We start from the raw sequence: 14144 nt of genomic DNA, 5'->3' as shown, positions 1-14144 counted from the left end.
CAGAAATTATCAAAAAAGGACTAACTTAAAAGTGTAATAGGGATAAATATGCTTTGAAAAGTGATAATACTTCGGGTAAATGGGTTCTAAAGTTAATTTTTTAATCTAAAAATTTTTATAAAAAGCTATTCAAACTATTGGAAAGTTCAAAAATATCACCGTATATTAGCACTGAAGATCAAGGAGGGAGATTGGCTATTTTTTTGCTTTCTTCAACAAAAAATATTTGTTCTTTAAAATTGATTTTGATTATGTACCCGAAATTCTATTATTTAAGCTGTATTTTTTGCGCTTTACTTTTAGCCACCTCATGCCAGCAAAAAGCGCTGGTAGGGGAAAGCAACGACCGATTTGATGTGAGAAATGTGCGAGACTCCATTCACTTGGGTGAATACAATGAGATCGCAGAATTGAAGCTTAACCTTACCAAGGACCATTTCCTCAAAGAGGTTAAGCTCAATGTAAGTTCTCAGGATACATTACAGAGTCTGAGAGTTTACCAAATGGTGGAGAGTGGCACAGGATTGCAGAAACTTCCCATTGCGGCACTAAATGAAGTGACCGGTGAGATAGTGGTATATTTGGATAAGGATCTTTCGGCTGGGGAACATACTCTTGTAGTAAGTATTTATCCCAAGGAAAAAAGTGTTGACCAGGATGTGAGGGTAAGCTTTGACCATATCCTGTCAGATAAAGGTAGAATAAACAATTCAGCCGATGTAGGGCCTGGAGTATATAATATTAAACGGATTACCATTCCCTTGGAGATGATTCAAGAGGATATAGAGATTGAGGGATAACTTTTTCAACTGGGATTGATTGATTTTTTATAAAAAATCAAAGACTCCGCGGCTTCTGGCTGCGGAGTTTTTCTTTATACCAGACAGTTGTCCAGTACCATTTCCAAAAACTCATTTTCACTCATCAGCTGTATGTCATCCCTTAACTCTCTTTGCTTAAGAAAAGAGGCTACCTTTTCGGGACCGACATTTTCGCTACCATACACCAATAAATTTGTTTTACCATTGACGGCTGCTTGCACACGGAAGCCCATATTTGAAGCATAAGTTGCCAATTCCATTCTCCTGATTTGAAAAATACCGGAAAAAACTACCCTGCCCATCTCATTGCCAGTGTTGGCATTGAGGGCTGCAAATGACTCTATTCTGTTCCAGTCTTGCTGAACCAATACTGTGTCGCGGGTGTGGCCACGCCAAAAGATAATCTGATGGCCATTTAGCTCAATCTCTCCCGTTTCCATGAGCTCCTGCGCCAAAGGATTTTTTAATTTCCGGTCCTTTTTCATCAGCTTGTCATATTCCAGACAGTACTCATCGGCCAGGTTCATAAGGTTTTCGTATTCGCTATCGCAGCAGTCCTCCACATATCTCCTGTATTCTAAATATTCCATGAAATAATTGTAGTCCTCGGTATCCTCACAATTTGCCTCAGAAATTAGGGGAGATAAAAACAATACAGGCTCGAGTCTGCAGACATCAAAGTCACTATTAATAAGGTTGTGTACGGTCCGTTCCCATGAGCTTACTTTGTCCACAAAGGCTTTCACTATGAACTCCGAGTCGCGATGGTGTGGTTTCATGCCGGCCACAAATGCCTTGTAGCACTCCGGAATGGAGGTTTCAGGTGTGAAATGCAAGGTCAGCTCAAGGGCTCTCCTTACCAATTGATTGTTGAGTTGAATAGTCATATTGGGCTTATAAAAAATCAGGTGTAAAAATTTTAGTCCAAGGTACTTAAAAGTTTAATAATAAGTGTCATAAATCTTTTAAAACTAAAAAAAGCTTACACGGAAAGTGTAAGCTTTTGGTGTGTACCCGGAAGGATTCGAACCCTCAACCCTCAGAGCCGAAATCTGATATTCTATCCAGTTGAACTACGGGTACTTATAAAACCTGCCAGATTTAATGAATTTTTCCAAAAACCTGGCAGGTTTATAGCATGCAAATATATACTAAATTAGGCGTCTTTCAATACCGCCTGAACTTTTTCTGCAGCCTCTTTCAAGGTGATGGCAGAAGAAACTTTCAATCCTGATTCGTCGATGATTTTCGCACCTTCCTCAGCATTGGTTCCCTGCAATCTCACGATGATTGGCACTCTGATGTCGCCGATAGACTTATAAGCTTCCACCACACCATTGGCAATTCTGTCGCATCTTACGATACCGCCAAATACGTTGATAAGGATGGCTTTTACATTTGGATCCTGAAGGATGATTCTGAAACCGGCTTCAACAGTCTGGGCATTAGCCCCTCCTCCCACGTCAAGGAAGTTGGCAGGCTCACCGCCAGAAAGTTTGATCATATCCATGGTGGCCATGGCCAGTCCGGCACCGTTTACCATACAGCCTACGTTACCGTCAAGCTTCACGTAATTCAATCCTGACTTACCAGCTTCCACTTCCAAAGGATCCTCCTCGTTCAAGTCTCTCAACTCAGCAAGGTCTTTTTGTCTGTAAAGGGCGTTGTCGTCAAGGTTTACTTTAGCGTCTACGGCCAAGATCTGGTCATCAGAAGTCTTCAACACAGGGTTGATTTCAAACTGGGAAGAATCAGTAGCATCGTATGCATTATATAAAGCAGTGATAAATTTCACCATTTCCTTGAAAGCAGTTCCTTCCAAACCAAGTTTGAAGGCTACTTTTCTAGCTTGGAAGCCTTGCAGGCCTACTTTAGGGTCAACCCACTCCTTGATGATTTTCTCCGGAGTCTTTTCGGCTACCTCTTCGATATCCATACCACCTTCGGTAGAAGCCATGATGACATTGCTGCCAGTAGCTCTGTCCAAAAGGATGGAAAGGTAATATTCTTTTGGCTCGGAGTTGCCAGGGTAGTAAACATCCTGGGCTACCAAAATCTTGTTTACTTTCTTGCCTTCAGGTCCTGTCTGGATAGTCACCAAAGTCCCGCCTAGGATGTTTTTGGCTTTTTCTGTTACCTCATCCTGGCTTTTGGCCAATACCACACCATTGGATTGAGTTTCCTGGATTTTACCTTTACCACGTCCTCCGGCATGAATCTGAGCTTTCAGTACATACCATGAAGTACCTGTTTCTGCATTGAGTTGCTTTGCGGCTTCAAGTGCTCCTTCCGGAGTATCGGCTACGATGCCCTCCTGGATTTTTACGCCGTATGACTTTAAAACTTCTTTAGCTTGATATTCGTGTATATTCATCCTAGTGAAAATTTTTGCCCGAAGTTAACTTTATATGTCCGTTTTTTCAAGGATTCAACCGCTCTTTTTGCCAAAAGAACCCTAATTTTAAGTTATTCCGTCAAATAGTTTTAAATTTGAACGTGTCAAAATTTAATTATGCTTACAGCTCAGGGAATTCATAAATATTACGGGGATCTACATGTACTTAAGGGTGTGGATGTTACTATCAAAAGCGGAGAGATCGTCTCTATAGTAGGGGCTTCGGGGGCCGGTAAAAGTACCCTGCTCCACATTCTCGGCACTTTGGACCAGCCCGACGAGGGGATGGTCAAAGTAGATGAAAACGAGCTCACCCGCATGAAAGGGGACAGGCTGGCCGAATTCAGAAACAGCAAGATCGGTTTCATCTTCCAGTTTCACAACTTGTTGCCGGAATTCACCGCTGAGGAAAATATTATGATCCCTGGGATGATCTCCGGGAAATCGCCTGAAGAGCTAAAGCCAAAGGTGCAGAAGCTTGCCGACCTGCTGGGTATTTCCGGTAGACTGGATCACAAGCCAGCCGAACTTTCCGGAGGGGAGCAGCAGCGGGTAGCTGTGGCGAGGGCGCTGATCAACGATCCGCAAATTATTTTTGCCGATGAGCCTAGCGGAAACCTAGACTCTGCAAGTGCCCAGTCTCTGCACGAACTGTTTTTTAAATTAAGGGATGAATTTGGACAATCCTTTGTGATCGTTACCCACAATCAGGAACTTGCCCAGATGGCAGACAGGATGCTGACCATGCAAGATGGAATAATGGTTTAAGGAAACTTAAACCATTATTCTATTTTAATTCATTGTCTTTTTCTAGTATTTCGGAAGGATCTACAGGTTTGGTAAAATAATGGTCAAATCCTGCATCCATGCATTTTTTCTCCCAGTTTTCGTGGGCATAGGCTGTCAAGGCATAAAACCGAGTGGAATTTTGCTTTTTGAAGCCATTTTGAGTCAAGGTGCGCATTACCTCAAATCCGTCAATCTCCGGGTCGTTGAGGTTCAGATCAATGACTACTATGTCAAACTGCGCGTTTACCAAAAGTTCAAGGGCTTCCGAACCACTGCTTACACAAACCACATCGGCCACCTTGGCCAACAATGCTGCGAAAACAACTCTATTGAGTTCATTGTCTTCGATATAAAGTATTCTCATTCCTATAAAAAAGGGGGGCTGGTATAAAACTTTTCTTTATGTTTTAAGCCCATTTGTTTCGTGTTATCCGCAAGTCGACTTAAATAAGTTAAGTAAAGATAGTAAAGAAAATTGATTTAGCCCCACCTTTTATTTTTGGAAAAAAACCTGAAACCATCTGAGGATACTGCTTAATCCACCTCTATAGTTTCTTGATTTCTTTTATGTTTTCTTTCCCACCTTTCGTCTTCCAAGATATCTTCATATTCCTCCATCAGATCCTCTAACCATTGACTTAGATGTAATGAGTCATCTTCTTCCTCAAGATCCTGTGGTGTCCAATCTACAAACTCCAGTAATGCATCGCGTAAAGCGTTTTTGGGGTTGTTGACAATTTCGCGGAATACCCTATATGCCTCAGCTCCGCCCAGATTTTCTGGAGGATTTATCCCTTCGTATTCCAAAAGGACTTCCTTCCCATCATATTTTTCCAAATCTTCTGGGGTGATTTCTTGGAAGGTAATGGTATGTGACCATCTGTATTTGTGATGATAGATATACTGAAAAGGGGCGCCCTTACCCTTTAATAAAAATGACCTCTGTAAATAGGTTCTTTTGGGATTAAGAAGGTTTTGATTCTCAGGTATATTTTTGCCTCTTAATTCCCCTATTTTGGTTTTTGGCCGGTTTACATTGTCAACGAAGACATAGGAACTATCATTTTCCCAAATAAATACGCTTATAATTACGTGATTCAATCTGTGAAAATTAATGTCTCCTGGTACAAGCAATACTCTGCGAACTGGCTTGGGCATGTTGTCCAAAGAAATTTCAATCTTAATGGGACTTTTTGAAAGTGTTGTTTTGGTTTGCATAAAAAATATGGTTTAAAAATTTGCATGAATATAAAATACAGAAATTAAAAATAAAATTTTCGATTAAAAAAAATACCCAATGGACAGTAGGTAGATTGTCCATTGGGCAAATATTCTTATATCAAAAATGATTATAGACAGCTATAGATCATAATCCTCCAAAAAGTCCCGGAGCATCTTCATATTCACTTCATTTACATCCCAGGGATCCGTGTCATCTTTTTCCCAATCCAGCCATTCACGCATGCTGTGAAATTCGGGATGGTTGGGGTCATTGATCACGGTGAGGAAATACTGATAGCCGGCCGGTCCTCCAATGTCTTCTGGAGGGCAGTTACCCACAGCCTCCAGTAGTACTGGACTGCCTTCATATGCCTTGCGATCTGACAGGGTGAGCTTTTCAAAAGTGATCTCATGGAACCATTCATCTCCTAAATCGTAGAGGTACCAAAACGGAGCGGCATTTCGCTTGATGAAAAACTCCTCTTTTAAAAGAGTATTTTCCGCATCATCTATCTCATTGTCGACTTTGCAATGGTCCACTCGCCCAGTCTTATATTCCGGGTGATCCCTTTTGTCAGAAAATAGATAAAAGTGGATGTCATCCCAAGGCATAATGTATTGGATGATTTCATGGAGCCTTTCCATGGTAACATTGTCGGGTACCAGTACGGTCCTGAAAACCGGTACCGGCATGTGCTCCAACGAGATTTTGAGTTTGTAGAAATCGGGTTGGATAGATATGATTCGGGCTGTCATATTTGGTTATTATGGTATTAAAATCCAAGAATAAGAATTAAAAACTATTTTTCCACGACTTTCCCCATGCTTTCTATCATTTTTTGGATATGTTTTTCTGCTCCAAAAAGATCCTGGAAAACAGCGGCTATTTTGTGCTCACTATCCAAAAGATAAGTCACCCTTTTAGGCATATTGATGATGGGCATCAGGGCACCATACTGCTTGCAAACTTTTCCCGACCTGTCGGAAAGCAGTTCATAAGGTAATTTATGGGTCTTTTTGAACTTCTCGTGGCTTTCCATGCTGTCCTTGCTTATGCCGTACACCGGGATTTCAAAGGTCTCATAATTGTTGCGGAATGAGCAGACCTCTGCCGTGCAGCCTTTAGTAAAATCCTTGGGGTAGAAAAACAGGATGCAGGCCTGTCCCTGCAAATCTTTGGATAAACTGATGGTTTTGTTTCCTGTGGCCGGAAGAGAAAAGTCCGGTGCTTTTTGTCCGATTTTTAATGCCATAATCTTTTTGTGAATTGTATCTGGTTGAAAATGAGTAGGTGATAATTGGGCTGAACCAATTCCTGGTAATTTTAATTAATTTAACATTCTGATATAAAAATAAAGTTCTGTTTTGAGCAACAAAAGTATACAGCACATGCTCTTGGCAGGGGCGTTTTTTGCCATCATGAATGCCATGGTGAAATACATTTCCCACCTGCCTGCCATTGAAATCATCTTCTTCCGCTCCCTTTTTAGTTTGGTCTTTACATACTTTTTCCTCAAAAGGAAGCGTATCCCGCTATTTGGAAATAATAAAAAGCTATTAGTATTAAGAGGAATAGCCGGATCTATCGGCCTGATAGCATTCTTCTATACCCTGCAGAACATGCCCTTGGCGAGTGCAGTCACCATACAGTACCTTTCGCCGATATTTACCACGCTGCTGGGCATAGTGATTGTCAAGGAGAGAGTAAAACCCATGCAGTTTATTTATTTTGGAATTGCCTTTGCCGGGGTGTTGATGATCGAAGGTTTCGATCCCAGGATTTCGACTTGGTGGATGTTTGTCGGGATTCTGTCGGCGCTGTTTTCTGGCTTGGCCTATAATATCATACGCAAGCTCAACGTATCGGAGCATCCCTTGGTCATCGTTTTTTACTTCCCATTAGTTACGCTGCCGTTGGTCACGTTGATCAGTATTTTTACATGGGTACAGCCACAGGGCTGGGATTGGGCTATTTTGTTGGGAATAGGTATCTTTACACAACTTGCCCAATATTACATGACCATGGCGTATCAAAATGCCCAGTTGTCCAAAGTGGCAAGCCTCAAATATATCGGGATCGTATATGCCCTAGGATTTGGTTTCTTTTTGTTTGGCGAGACCTACGACCTTCTGATCTATGTGGGAATGTTTATGGTTTTGGCCGGCGTGATTTTAAACTTGAAAAATAAATGAAAATAACCAAAGACCTCTACCAGAGCTCCCTGGCACTTTTGACTGATTTTTACCAGCTCACCATGGCCTATGCCTACTGGAAATCCGGAAAAGCGGAAGAGGAAGCCGTCTTCAACCTTTTCTTTAGAAAAAACCCCTTTCAGGGAGGCTTTACCATAGCCGCAGGGCTGGATTATGTGATCGATTATTGCCGCAATTTCCATTTTGACGAGCAGGACCTTTCCTACCTCGGGCAGATGAAAGGCAAATCGGGCGAGGCCATGTTTGAGGTTGCTTTTATCGACTATCTCAGGGAGATGAGATTCTCCTGTGATATAGATGCGGTAGAGGAAGGATCGGTGATATTCCCAAACAGCCCTCTGATCAGGGTGAAAGGCCCATTGATCCAATGCCAGCTTTTGGAAACGCCCTTGTTGAACATCACCAATTTCCAGACCCTAATTGCTACCAAGGCTGCCCGGATTACCTTGGCAGCCAAGGGGGAGGACGTGTTGGAATTTGGCCTTCGGCGTGCCCAGGGGATAGACGGTGCCTTGGCGGCCAGCAGGGCGGCCTATATAGGCGGTTGCTCGGCCACTTCCAATGTGATGGCTGGCAAACTCTTTGGCATTCCGGTTTCGGGTACCCATGCGCATAGCTGGATCATGTCTTTTGATTCCGAGATAGAAGCCTTCAAAGCTTATGCTGAGGCCCTGCCCGACAACTGTGTGTTTCTGGTGGATACCTATGACACAATTAAAGGAGTGGAGCATGCCATTGAAGTGGGCAAGGCCCTGCGGGAAAAGGGAAAAGAAATGCTGGGCGTGAGGATTGATTCCGGAGATTTGGCCTACTACAGCAACTGCGCAAGGCAAATGCTCGATGAGGCCGGCTTTGAAAATGCGAAAATTGTAGCCAGCAATGACCTGGACGAACATATTATGTTTTCCCTAAAAGTGCAGGAATCTTCCATCAACGTATGGGGGGTGGGAACCAAACTCGTGACAGCCTACGACCAACCGGCCTTGGGGGCGGTATACAAGCTTTCGGCCATCAAAAAAGAAGGCAAGTGGATATCCAAAGTCAAAGTATCCCAGCAATCCATCAAAATAAATATACCAGGCTTTCACAATGTGCGCCGATTCTATAAAAACGGGGTAGCCAATGCAGATATGATTTTTCTTGAAAATGGAACTAACGACAAAAAGGAATTTCTGCTAATAGACCCCATAGACCCCACCAAGCGCAAGAAAGTAGGTAAGGACTGGGACAGTGAAGTCTTGCTGAAAAATATTTTTGTAAAAGGGGAAAAGGTGTACCAAAGGCCCGATATTCACACAATCAGAGAAAACACCAAGACAAATCTGGCCAAATTTGACAAAGCCCACAAGCGGCTGGTCAACCCACACATTTACGCTGTGGGGCTTGAAGAAACACTTTATAACTTAAGAACATCATTGGTGTTAGAAGCCAAGGCAAAATAATGGAAGAAAGAAAGATAATATTTAGCACCGTTGCCTATCAATACCTTCAGGATCAGGTTTTGGAGTTGGGGGATTTTGAAAAAGGGGAAGTAGAAGTCAAAACTTTTCCTGACGGGGAGAGGTACCAGCGCATTCTGACTACCGTAAGGGGCCGGGATGTGGTATTAATCGGAGGCACGGTGAGCGATTCCGACACCTTGGAGATTTATGACTTGGCCTATGCCTTGATCAAGTTTGGGGCAAGGTCCATCTACTTGGTTTTCCCATATTTCGGTTATTCTACCATGGAGAGGGCTGTGAGGCCAGGCGAGGTGGTGACAGCCAAATCCAGGGCGGTGATGTTTTCATCCCTTCCCAGAACCAGCTTGGGCAATAACTTCATCTTCTTTGACCTGCACACGGAAGGCATACCCTATTACTTTGAGGGGCAGGCTTTGCTCAACCACATTTACTGTAAACCGATTGTTACTAGGGTAGCCCGTGAGTTGGCAAGTGATGGCTTTGTGATGGCCTGTACCGATGCGGGAAGGGCGAAATGGGTGGAATCCCTAGCCAATGACATGGGGGTAAATGCCGCGTTTGTCTTCAAGAGAAGAGTGAGCGGGGAGGAAACCGAAGTGACTTCCATCAGTGCCGATGTGGCGGGCCGGGATGTGGTAATCTATGACGACATGGTGCGCACCGGCGGTTCATTGGTCAACGCTGCCATGGCCTATAAAGAGGCAGGAGCTCAAAAGATTTTCACCATCACTACCCATGGGCTTTTCAACAATTACGCAATTGAAAAAATCCGGGACAGCGGGGTGATTGAAAAAGTAATCACCACCAACACCTATCCTCAGACCAACGACCACAACGGGTTTTTGCAGATAGAAAGTATAGCTTCATTGATTGTGGATAGATTAAATATGAAATGATATGAAAGCATTAATTATCGTAGACGTTCAATATGATTTTTTGCCTGGAGGAGCTTTGGCTGTAAAGGAGGGCGACAAAATCATTCCTGTGATCAATTCGCTTCAGCCCAAGTTTGACCTTGTCGTGGCCACCCAAGACTGGCACCCAGCCGACCACGGAAGTTTTGCGAGCAACCATCCTGGCAAAAAGGTAGGGGATTTCATCAAACTGGGAGGAGTAGACCAAATCCTCTGGCCCGAGCACTGTGTGCAGGAAAGCCCAGGAGCCGAATTTCATACAGATTTAGATAATAGCTACTGGGCCAAGGTTTTCAGAAAAGGAATGGATCAAAACCTGGACAGCTACAGCGGTTTTTATGATAATAACCGAAAGCAAGACACAGGGCTTGCCGCGTACCTGAAGGGCAGGGGAGTTGATGAAGTGGTTGTCGTGGGACTGGCCGCCGATTACTGTGTAAAGTTTACCGTGCTGGATGCCATCCATGAGGGATTCAAAACCACTCTCATCAAAGACGCCACCAAGGCCGTAAATATACAGGAGGACGATTTCGATAAAGCCCTTTACGAAATGCAACAAGCCGGCGCCCAAATCATACTTTCTGACAATTTTTAACCCGCGGGCAGGCATCGNGGAGGACGATTTCGATAAAGCCCTTTACGAAATGCAACAAGCCGGCGCCCAAATCATACTTTCTGACAATTTTTAACCCGCGGGCAGGCATCGGTGTAAATGGGCCACAAAGGCCACCAAGTTTTCACGAAGTTTCACAAAGGCCACTTCGCGGAGAAAAATTTAAAAGTTTGAGAAAAAAGTGTAAAGTAAACTTAGGACCAGACACCGACATCCGACCCGCCTCGGCGTGCAGGCATCCGACATCGGTCATCCGACATCTCACATCCAAACACAAAAAAACATGCAACTACCCATTATCCAAATCGACTCTTTTACAGACACCCCATTTGCGGGGAATCCTGCCGCGGTATGCTTGCTTCCTGCGCCTATCAGCGAAGAGGGCATGCAGTTGATCGCTGCCGAAATGAACCTGAGCGAAACAGCTTTTTTGCAGCAAACTGGCGAAAACAGCTTTGGTTTGCGTTGGTTTACCCCCACCACCGAGGTGGACTTGTGCGGGCATGCCACCTTGGCCTCGGCTTTTATGCTGTATGAGGAGGGAGTGGTAGCATCAGATGCCGAACTCCTTTTTGATACCCGAAGCGGGATGCTGGTAGTAACCCGGTCTGGGGACGAGATCGTCATGGATTTTCCCCTGATTGAGACCAGAGCGCAGATCCATCCTGCTTTTGAAAAGGAGTTCTGCGGAAAAACCGTGGCAGGGGCAGCTACACTCAAAGGGAATTGGATTATAGAATTGGAGAGCTATGATGAAGTGGAAAGCCTGCAACCTGATTTTGCCCAGATCGCTGAGCACAGCGAAGAAGGCATTATTATCACCGCCAAAGGGGACGACAAATACGATATATTTTCCCGCTACTTCGCCCCAAATATAGGCGTGATGGAAGATCCCGTGACGGGCTTTGCCCATTGCGCCCTGATAGACTACTGGCATAAGAAAACTGGAAAGACGGCATTGAAGGCCTATCAAGCAAGCCAACGCGAGGGCGAGATGCGACTTGAACTCCACGCCGACCGGGTGAAAATCTACGGCAAAGCCATCAAAATATTCGAAGGCTTTATGGAGGTTTAAGTCTAGAGGTTTAGTGTCCCGTGGCACATCACTTCGTTAAATGCGCCACGGGACTGTTTAGGAGTTTAGGGGGCGATGTGTAATTTCATCCCAATTAAGCGAGCACTTCAGCTACTTAGAAAACCATCGTCTTAAACCACTTAGTACATAGTACTCTTAGTACAATAAATATCATCATGAAAAAACTATTAATCGCCACCAATCATCTCAAATCTATTGGAGGGACTGAAGTATATACCTATTACTTTATCAAGTCCCTGATCGAAAATGAAAATTATGAAGTAGAGTATTTTACTTTCCAGCGAGGGTTGGTGTCGAAAAAGATTGAAAAGGACCTCAAAGTGCCTTATATGCAGCAGGAAAGTTACGACCTCATCATTGCTAGTCATTACTCCACAGTAGCGCATCTTTATGGCAAGGGGCCGATAATCCAAATCAGCCACGGAATGGTTCCCCCCTTGGAACAGCCTTCACCGTTGGCGAATGCCTATGTTTCCATTTCAGAAGAAATAAGGCATCACCTTGAGCAAGAGGGCTTTCCTTCCCAAGTCGTGTTAAATGGCGTGGATCTTTCAGTTTTTAGCTCCAAAAGATCTTTAAATCCAACCGTACAAACCATACTTTCTCTCTGCCAAAGTGAGGAGGCAAATGAACTGATCAAGCAAGTGTGCGAAAGCATGGGTATTGAGTTTATCCGTTTCAACAAAAATGTCAACCCTACTTTCGATTTATCCGAAGAAATAAATAAGGCGGATCTGGTGATCGGTATTGGCAGGTCAGCCTATGATGCCATGGCTTGCGGAAGGCCCTGCATCATTTTTGATTACCGCCATTATAACGGCAACAGGGGAGATGGGTACCTGATGCCTGAGGATTTTAAAAAATACGTGCAGTTTAACTGTTCGGGAAGGTATAAAAACCAGCCCTTTGACTCGGAAAGCCTGTCCCACGAAATTGAAAAATACAACCCTAAACACGGGGAGCAACTTCGGGCATTGGCAGTGAGGTATCTATCGGTAAAAACCAACTCAAGGCAAATCCTGAAAATAGGAAAAACCCTACTTGGTGAAACGGAAATGGGAGAGGTGGAGAAAGTATTTCTTTACCTCAAGCATAGAAAACATTTCAAAAGGCTGAAACGCGATTTGAGGGAGTCACTTAGTCAAAGATTGAAAGCTGGTGAAACCCCCGATTCTTTGCTGCGGCAAGCTGGCGAACTGCAGTTGCCGTTGCCGCTCAAACTGGCCTTAAAACTATATTTAAGAAAGCAGAAGGGTAAATGATTACCTTCTCCGCTTTCTGTAATATCTAAATATCACTATCATAAATATAGGCAGCAATATCACGGGCCAATAGGTGAGGAAAAGATCCGAAAGGTCCTCGTCGGCCGTTTCTCCTTGTGCAAACAAAATCAAGGGCAACACTGCCAAAAGCGTAAATAATAGCGATTTTTTCATATCAGGTGTTTATTGGTCTAGCCACTCTACCCCCTCAATTTCAAATATCAGCTTCGGTCCAAAGAGTTGTGCTGGTGTAAAATACCCATAAGTTTCCTTCAATTCCAAGACTTTCTGGGAAATAAGTACGGCCAGTTTAGCAGTAAGCAGATATGTCTCCGGCGTCTTAAATCTCAGCTCCACGGTGTCCTCCATCCGGTGATTGGTAGCTTTGCCATATACCAGGGCGATCCCCTTTTTGTTCTGCTCAGGGGTGGGGCCACTGAAGTTCTCGTCCACGTATTCCTTGATCATTCCTTTCACCCAGGAGTTTTGAAGGATTGGGTTGATCAATAATTGGGCTTTTAGCAGGTTATATGTCGTTTTTGAAACAGCCGTATACACTTCTATATTATCAATCCCCGTAGAAGTATAGGCCGTGGAGATATCGCCCCAGGGGATGGTCATGGCCCAGTTTTTCTTCATGCCGAAATGGATTTCCTTTCCCTCATGGCCTACGGGTACATTTTCGATTTTGCCGTCTTTGCGCACAGCGCCACCTTTGCCGAGGCTTTCCACCATCGTGGCCATGGTACCGTGGGACATAGCCCCGCCTAGGCCCATAAAAGCCAATTCCAAATGGGTGGCTTCCGGTAGCTTTTCCTTCAAAAAATTGGCCATACAGTCAGTAGGTACCACATCAAATCCTACCCCTGGCAGCACAATGATCTCGTTGTCTTTGGCCTGAAGGTCAAATTCCTTGGCCATCTCAAAAACCTCGATCTCCCCAGTGATGTCCAAATAATGGGTTTGGGTAAGCAGGCAGGCTTCGATCAAGTGCTTGGCAGTATGGATAAACGGCCCGGCACAGTTTAGCAAGACTTTTACACCACTGATGGCATCCACGATTTTGGGCACATTGTCGAGTGAAAACACCTTGTATTCCAGGTCGTAAGTAGCTGCAAGTGACTTTACTTTGCTTTCAGATCGGCCGGCGACGATAGGTTTCAGTCCTTTCAATACGGCTTGCTCTACTACTAGTTTTCCTGTATATCCCGTTGCTCCGTAAATAAGAATTGACATAGGCTGTTGGTTAGAGTTAATTTAAAAATAACGATTTTAATGAAGAATGGAAAGAGAAGATTGAGAAAATAGGATGCCATAAAGAACACTTATTAAGTCCTTGCGGAAAACATCCCGGGT

At 44.0% G+C, this 14144-nt stretch carries 16 protein-coding genes and 1 tRNA gene; 8 read left to right on the top strand and 9 right to left on the bottom strand.

Annotated elements, in window-relative coordinates:
• The first annotated feature begins 251 nt into the window (after positions 1 to 251).
• Positions 252 to 800: a hypothetical protein gene (locus KIH41_RS10645; protein ID WP_213945900.1), complete on the top strand. Its 549-nt coding sequence runs from the start codon at positions 252 to 254 to the stop codon at positions 798 to 800.
• A 74-nt stretch (positions 801 to 874) separates the two neighbouring features.
• Here KIH41_RS10645 and KIH41_RS10640 read toward each other — a convergent pair whose 3' ends face one another.
• The 3 genes from KIH41_RS10640 to sucC form a co-directional block, all read right to left on the bottom strand.
• Positions 875 to 1708 carry a BRCT domain-containing protein gene (locus tag KIH41_RS10640; RefSeq protein WP_214162380.1) on the bottom strand — a complete coding sequence of 278 codons (834 nt, stop codon included), beginning with the start codon at positions 1706 to 1708 and terminating at the stop codon, positions 875 to 877.
• Positions 1709 to 1830: 122 nt separating this feature from the next.
• Positions 1831 to 1904: transfer RNA gene (locus KIH41_RS10635), tRNA-Arg, on the bottom strand.
• 73 nt (positions 1905 to 1977) lie between these two features.
• The gene (gene sucC, locus KIH41_RS10630) at positions 1978 to 3195 is read right to left on the bottom strand and encodes an ADP-forming succinate--CoA ligase subunit beta (RefSeq protein WP_214162379.1); all 1218 of its coding nucleotides are present in this window, start codon (positions 3193 to 3195) and stop codon (positions 1978 to 1980) included.
• Positions 3196 to 3333: 138 nt separating this feature from the next.
• Between sucC and KIH41_RS10625 the strand changes: the two genes are divergently transcribed.
• Positions 3334 to 3984 carry an ABC transporter ATP-binding protein gene (locus KIH41_RS10625; protein WP_213946095.1) on the top strand — a complete coding sequence of 217 codons (651 nt, stop codon included), beginning with the start codon at positions 3334 to 3336 and terminating at the stop codon, positions 3982 to 3984.
• Between the two features lie 19 nt (positions 3985 to 4003).
• Here the strand turns inward: KIH41_RS10625 and KIH41_RS10620 are convergent, their stop codons facing one another.
• The 4 genes from KIH41_RS10620 to KIH41_RS10605 form a co-directional block, all read right to left on the bottom strand.
• Complete coding sequence (locus KIH41_RS10620; protein WP_213946094.1) at positions 4004 to 4369, bottom strand: response regulator; 366 nt, start codon at positions 4367 to 4369, stop codon at positions 4004 to 4006.
• Positions 4370 to 4539: 170 nt separating this feature from the next.
• Positions 4540 to 5223, bottom strand: a complete 684-nt coding sequence (locus KIH41_RS10615) for an IS1096 element passenger TnpR family protein (protein ID WP_214162378.1) — start codon at positions 5221 to 5223, stop codon at positions 4540 to 4542.
• A gap of 141 nt (positions 5224 to 5364) precedes the next feature.
• Positions 5365 to 5982, bottom strand: a complete 618-nt coding sequence (locus KIH41_RS10610) for a plasmid pRiA4b ORF-3 family protein (RefSeq protein ID WP_214162377.1) — start codon at positions 5980 to 5982, stop codon at positions 5365 to 5367.
• Between the two features lie 44 nt (positions 5983 to 6026).
• Positions 6027 to 6479 (bottom strand): peroxiredoxin, encoded by a 453-nt coding sequence (locus tag KIH41_RS10605; RefSeq protein ID WP_213946091.1) that lies wholly within the window; start codon positions 6477 to 6479, stop codon positions 6027 to 6029.
• Between the two features lie 136 nt (positions 6480 to 6615).
• Between KIH41_RS10605 and KIH41_RS10600 the strand changes: the two genes are divergently transcribed.
• From KIH41_RS10600 to KIH41_RS10575, 6 genes are all read left to right on the top strand, one after another.
• The gene (locus tag KIH41_RS10600) at positions 6616 to 7419 is read left to right on the top strand and encodes a DMT family transporter (protein ID WP_213946109.1); all 804 of its coding nucleotides are present in this window, start codon (positions 6616 to 6618) and stop codon (positions 7417 to 7419) included.
• Positions 7416 to 8882 carry a nicotinate phosphoribosyltransferase gene (locus tag KIH41_RS10595; protein WP_214162376.1) on the top strand — a complete coding sequence of 489 codons (1467 nt, stop codon included), beginning with the start codon at positions 7416 to 7418 and terminating at the stop codon, positions 8880 to 8882. Before KIH41_RS10600 ends, KIH41_RS10595 begins: the two co-directional genes overlap by 4 nt.
• Positions 8882 to 9799 (top strand): ribose-phosphate diphosphokinase, encoded by a 918-nt coding sequence (locus tag KIH41_RS10590; RefSeq protein ID WP_214162375.1) that lies wholly within the window; start codon positions 8882 to 8884, stop codon positions 9797 to 9799. Before KIH41_RS10595 ends, KIH41_RS10590 begins: the two co-directional genes overlap by 1 nt.
• 1 nt (position 9800) lies before the next feature.
• Positions 9801 to 10412 carry a bifunctional nicotinamidase/pyrazinamidase gene (gene pncA, locus KIH41_RS10585; protein ID WP_214162374.1) on the top strand — a complete coding sequence of 204 codons (612 nt, stop codon included), beginning with the start codon at positions 9801 to 9803 and terminating at the stop codon, positions 10410 to 10412.
• Between the two features lie 301 nt (positions 10413 to 10713).
• Positions 10714 to 11505, top strand: coding sequence for a PhzF family phenazine biosynthesis protein (locus KIH41_RS10580; protein WP_214162373.1), 792 nt, complete (start codon positions 10714 to 10716; stop codon positions 11503 to 11505).
• 176 nt (positions 11506 to 11681) lie between these two features.
• The gene (locus tag KIH41_RS10575) at positions 11682 to 12788 is read left to right on the top strand and encodes a glycosyltransferase family protein (RefSeq protein ID WP_214162372.1); all 1107 of its coding nucleotides are present in this window, start codon (positions 11682 to 11684) and stop codon (positions 12786 to 12788) included.
• On the opposite strand, the gene KIH41_RS10570 is transcribed toward KIH41_RS10575, so the two are convergent.
• Positions 12789 to 12962: a hypothetical protein gene (locus tag KIH41_RS10570; RefSeq protein WP_213946086.1), complete on the bottom strand. Its 174-nt coding sequence runs from the start codon at positions 12960 to 12962 to the stop codon at positions 12789 to 12791.
• A gap of 9 nt (positions 12963 to 12971) precedes the next feature.
• Complete coding sequence (locus KIH41_RS10565; RefSeq protein ID WP_214162371.1) at positions 12972 to 14024, bottom strand: saccharopine dehydrogenase family protein; 1053 nt, start codon at positions 14022 to 14024, stop codon at positions 12972 to 12974.
• Positions 14025 to 14144 lie beyond the last annotated feature (120 nt).

Source organism: Litoribacter ruber (assembly GCF_018500185.1).
Classification (GTDB): Bacteria; Bacteroidota; Bacteroidia; order Cytophagales; family Cyclobacteriaceae; genus Litoribacter; species Litoribacter ruber.
The sequence above is the reverse complement of the archived record's forward strand: the minus strand, read 5'-3'. Positions and strand labels throughout refer to the sequence as shown.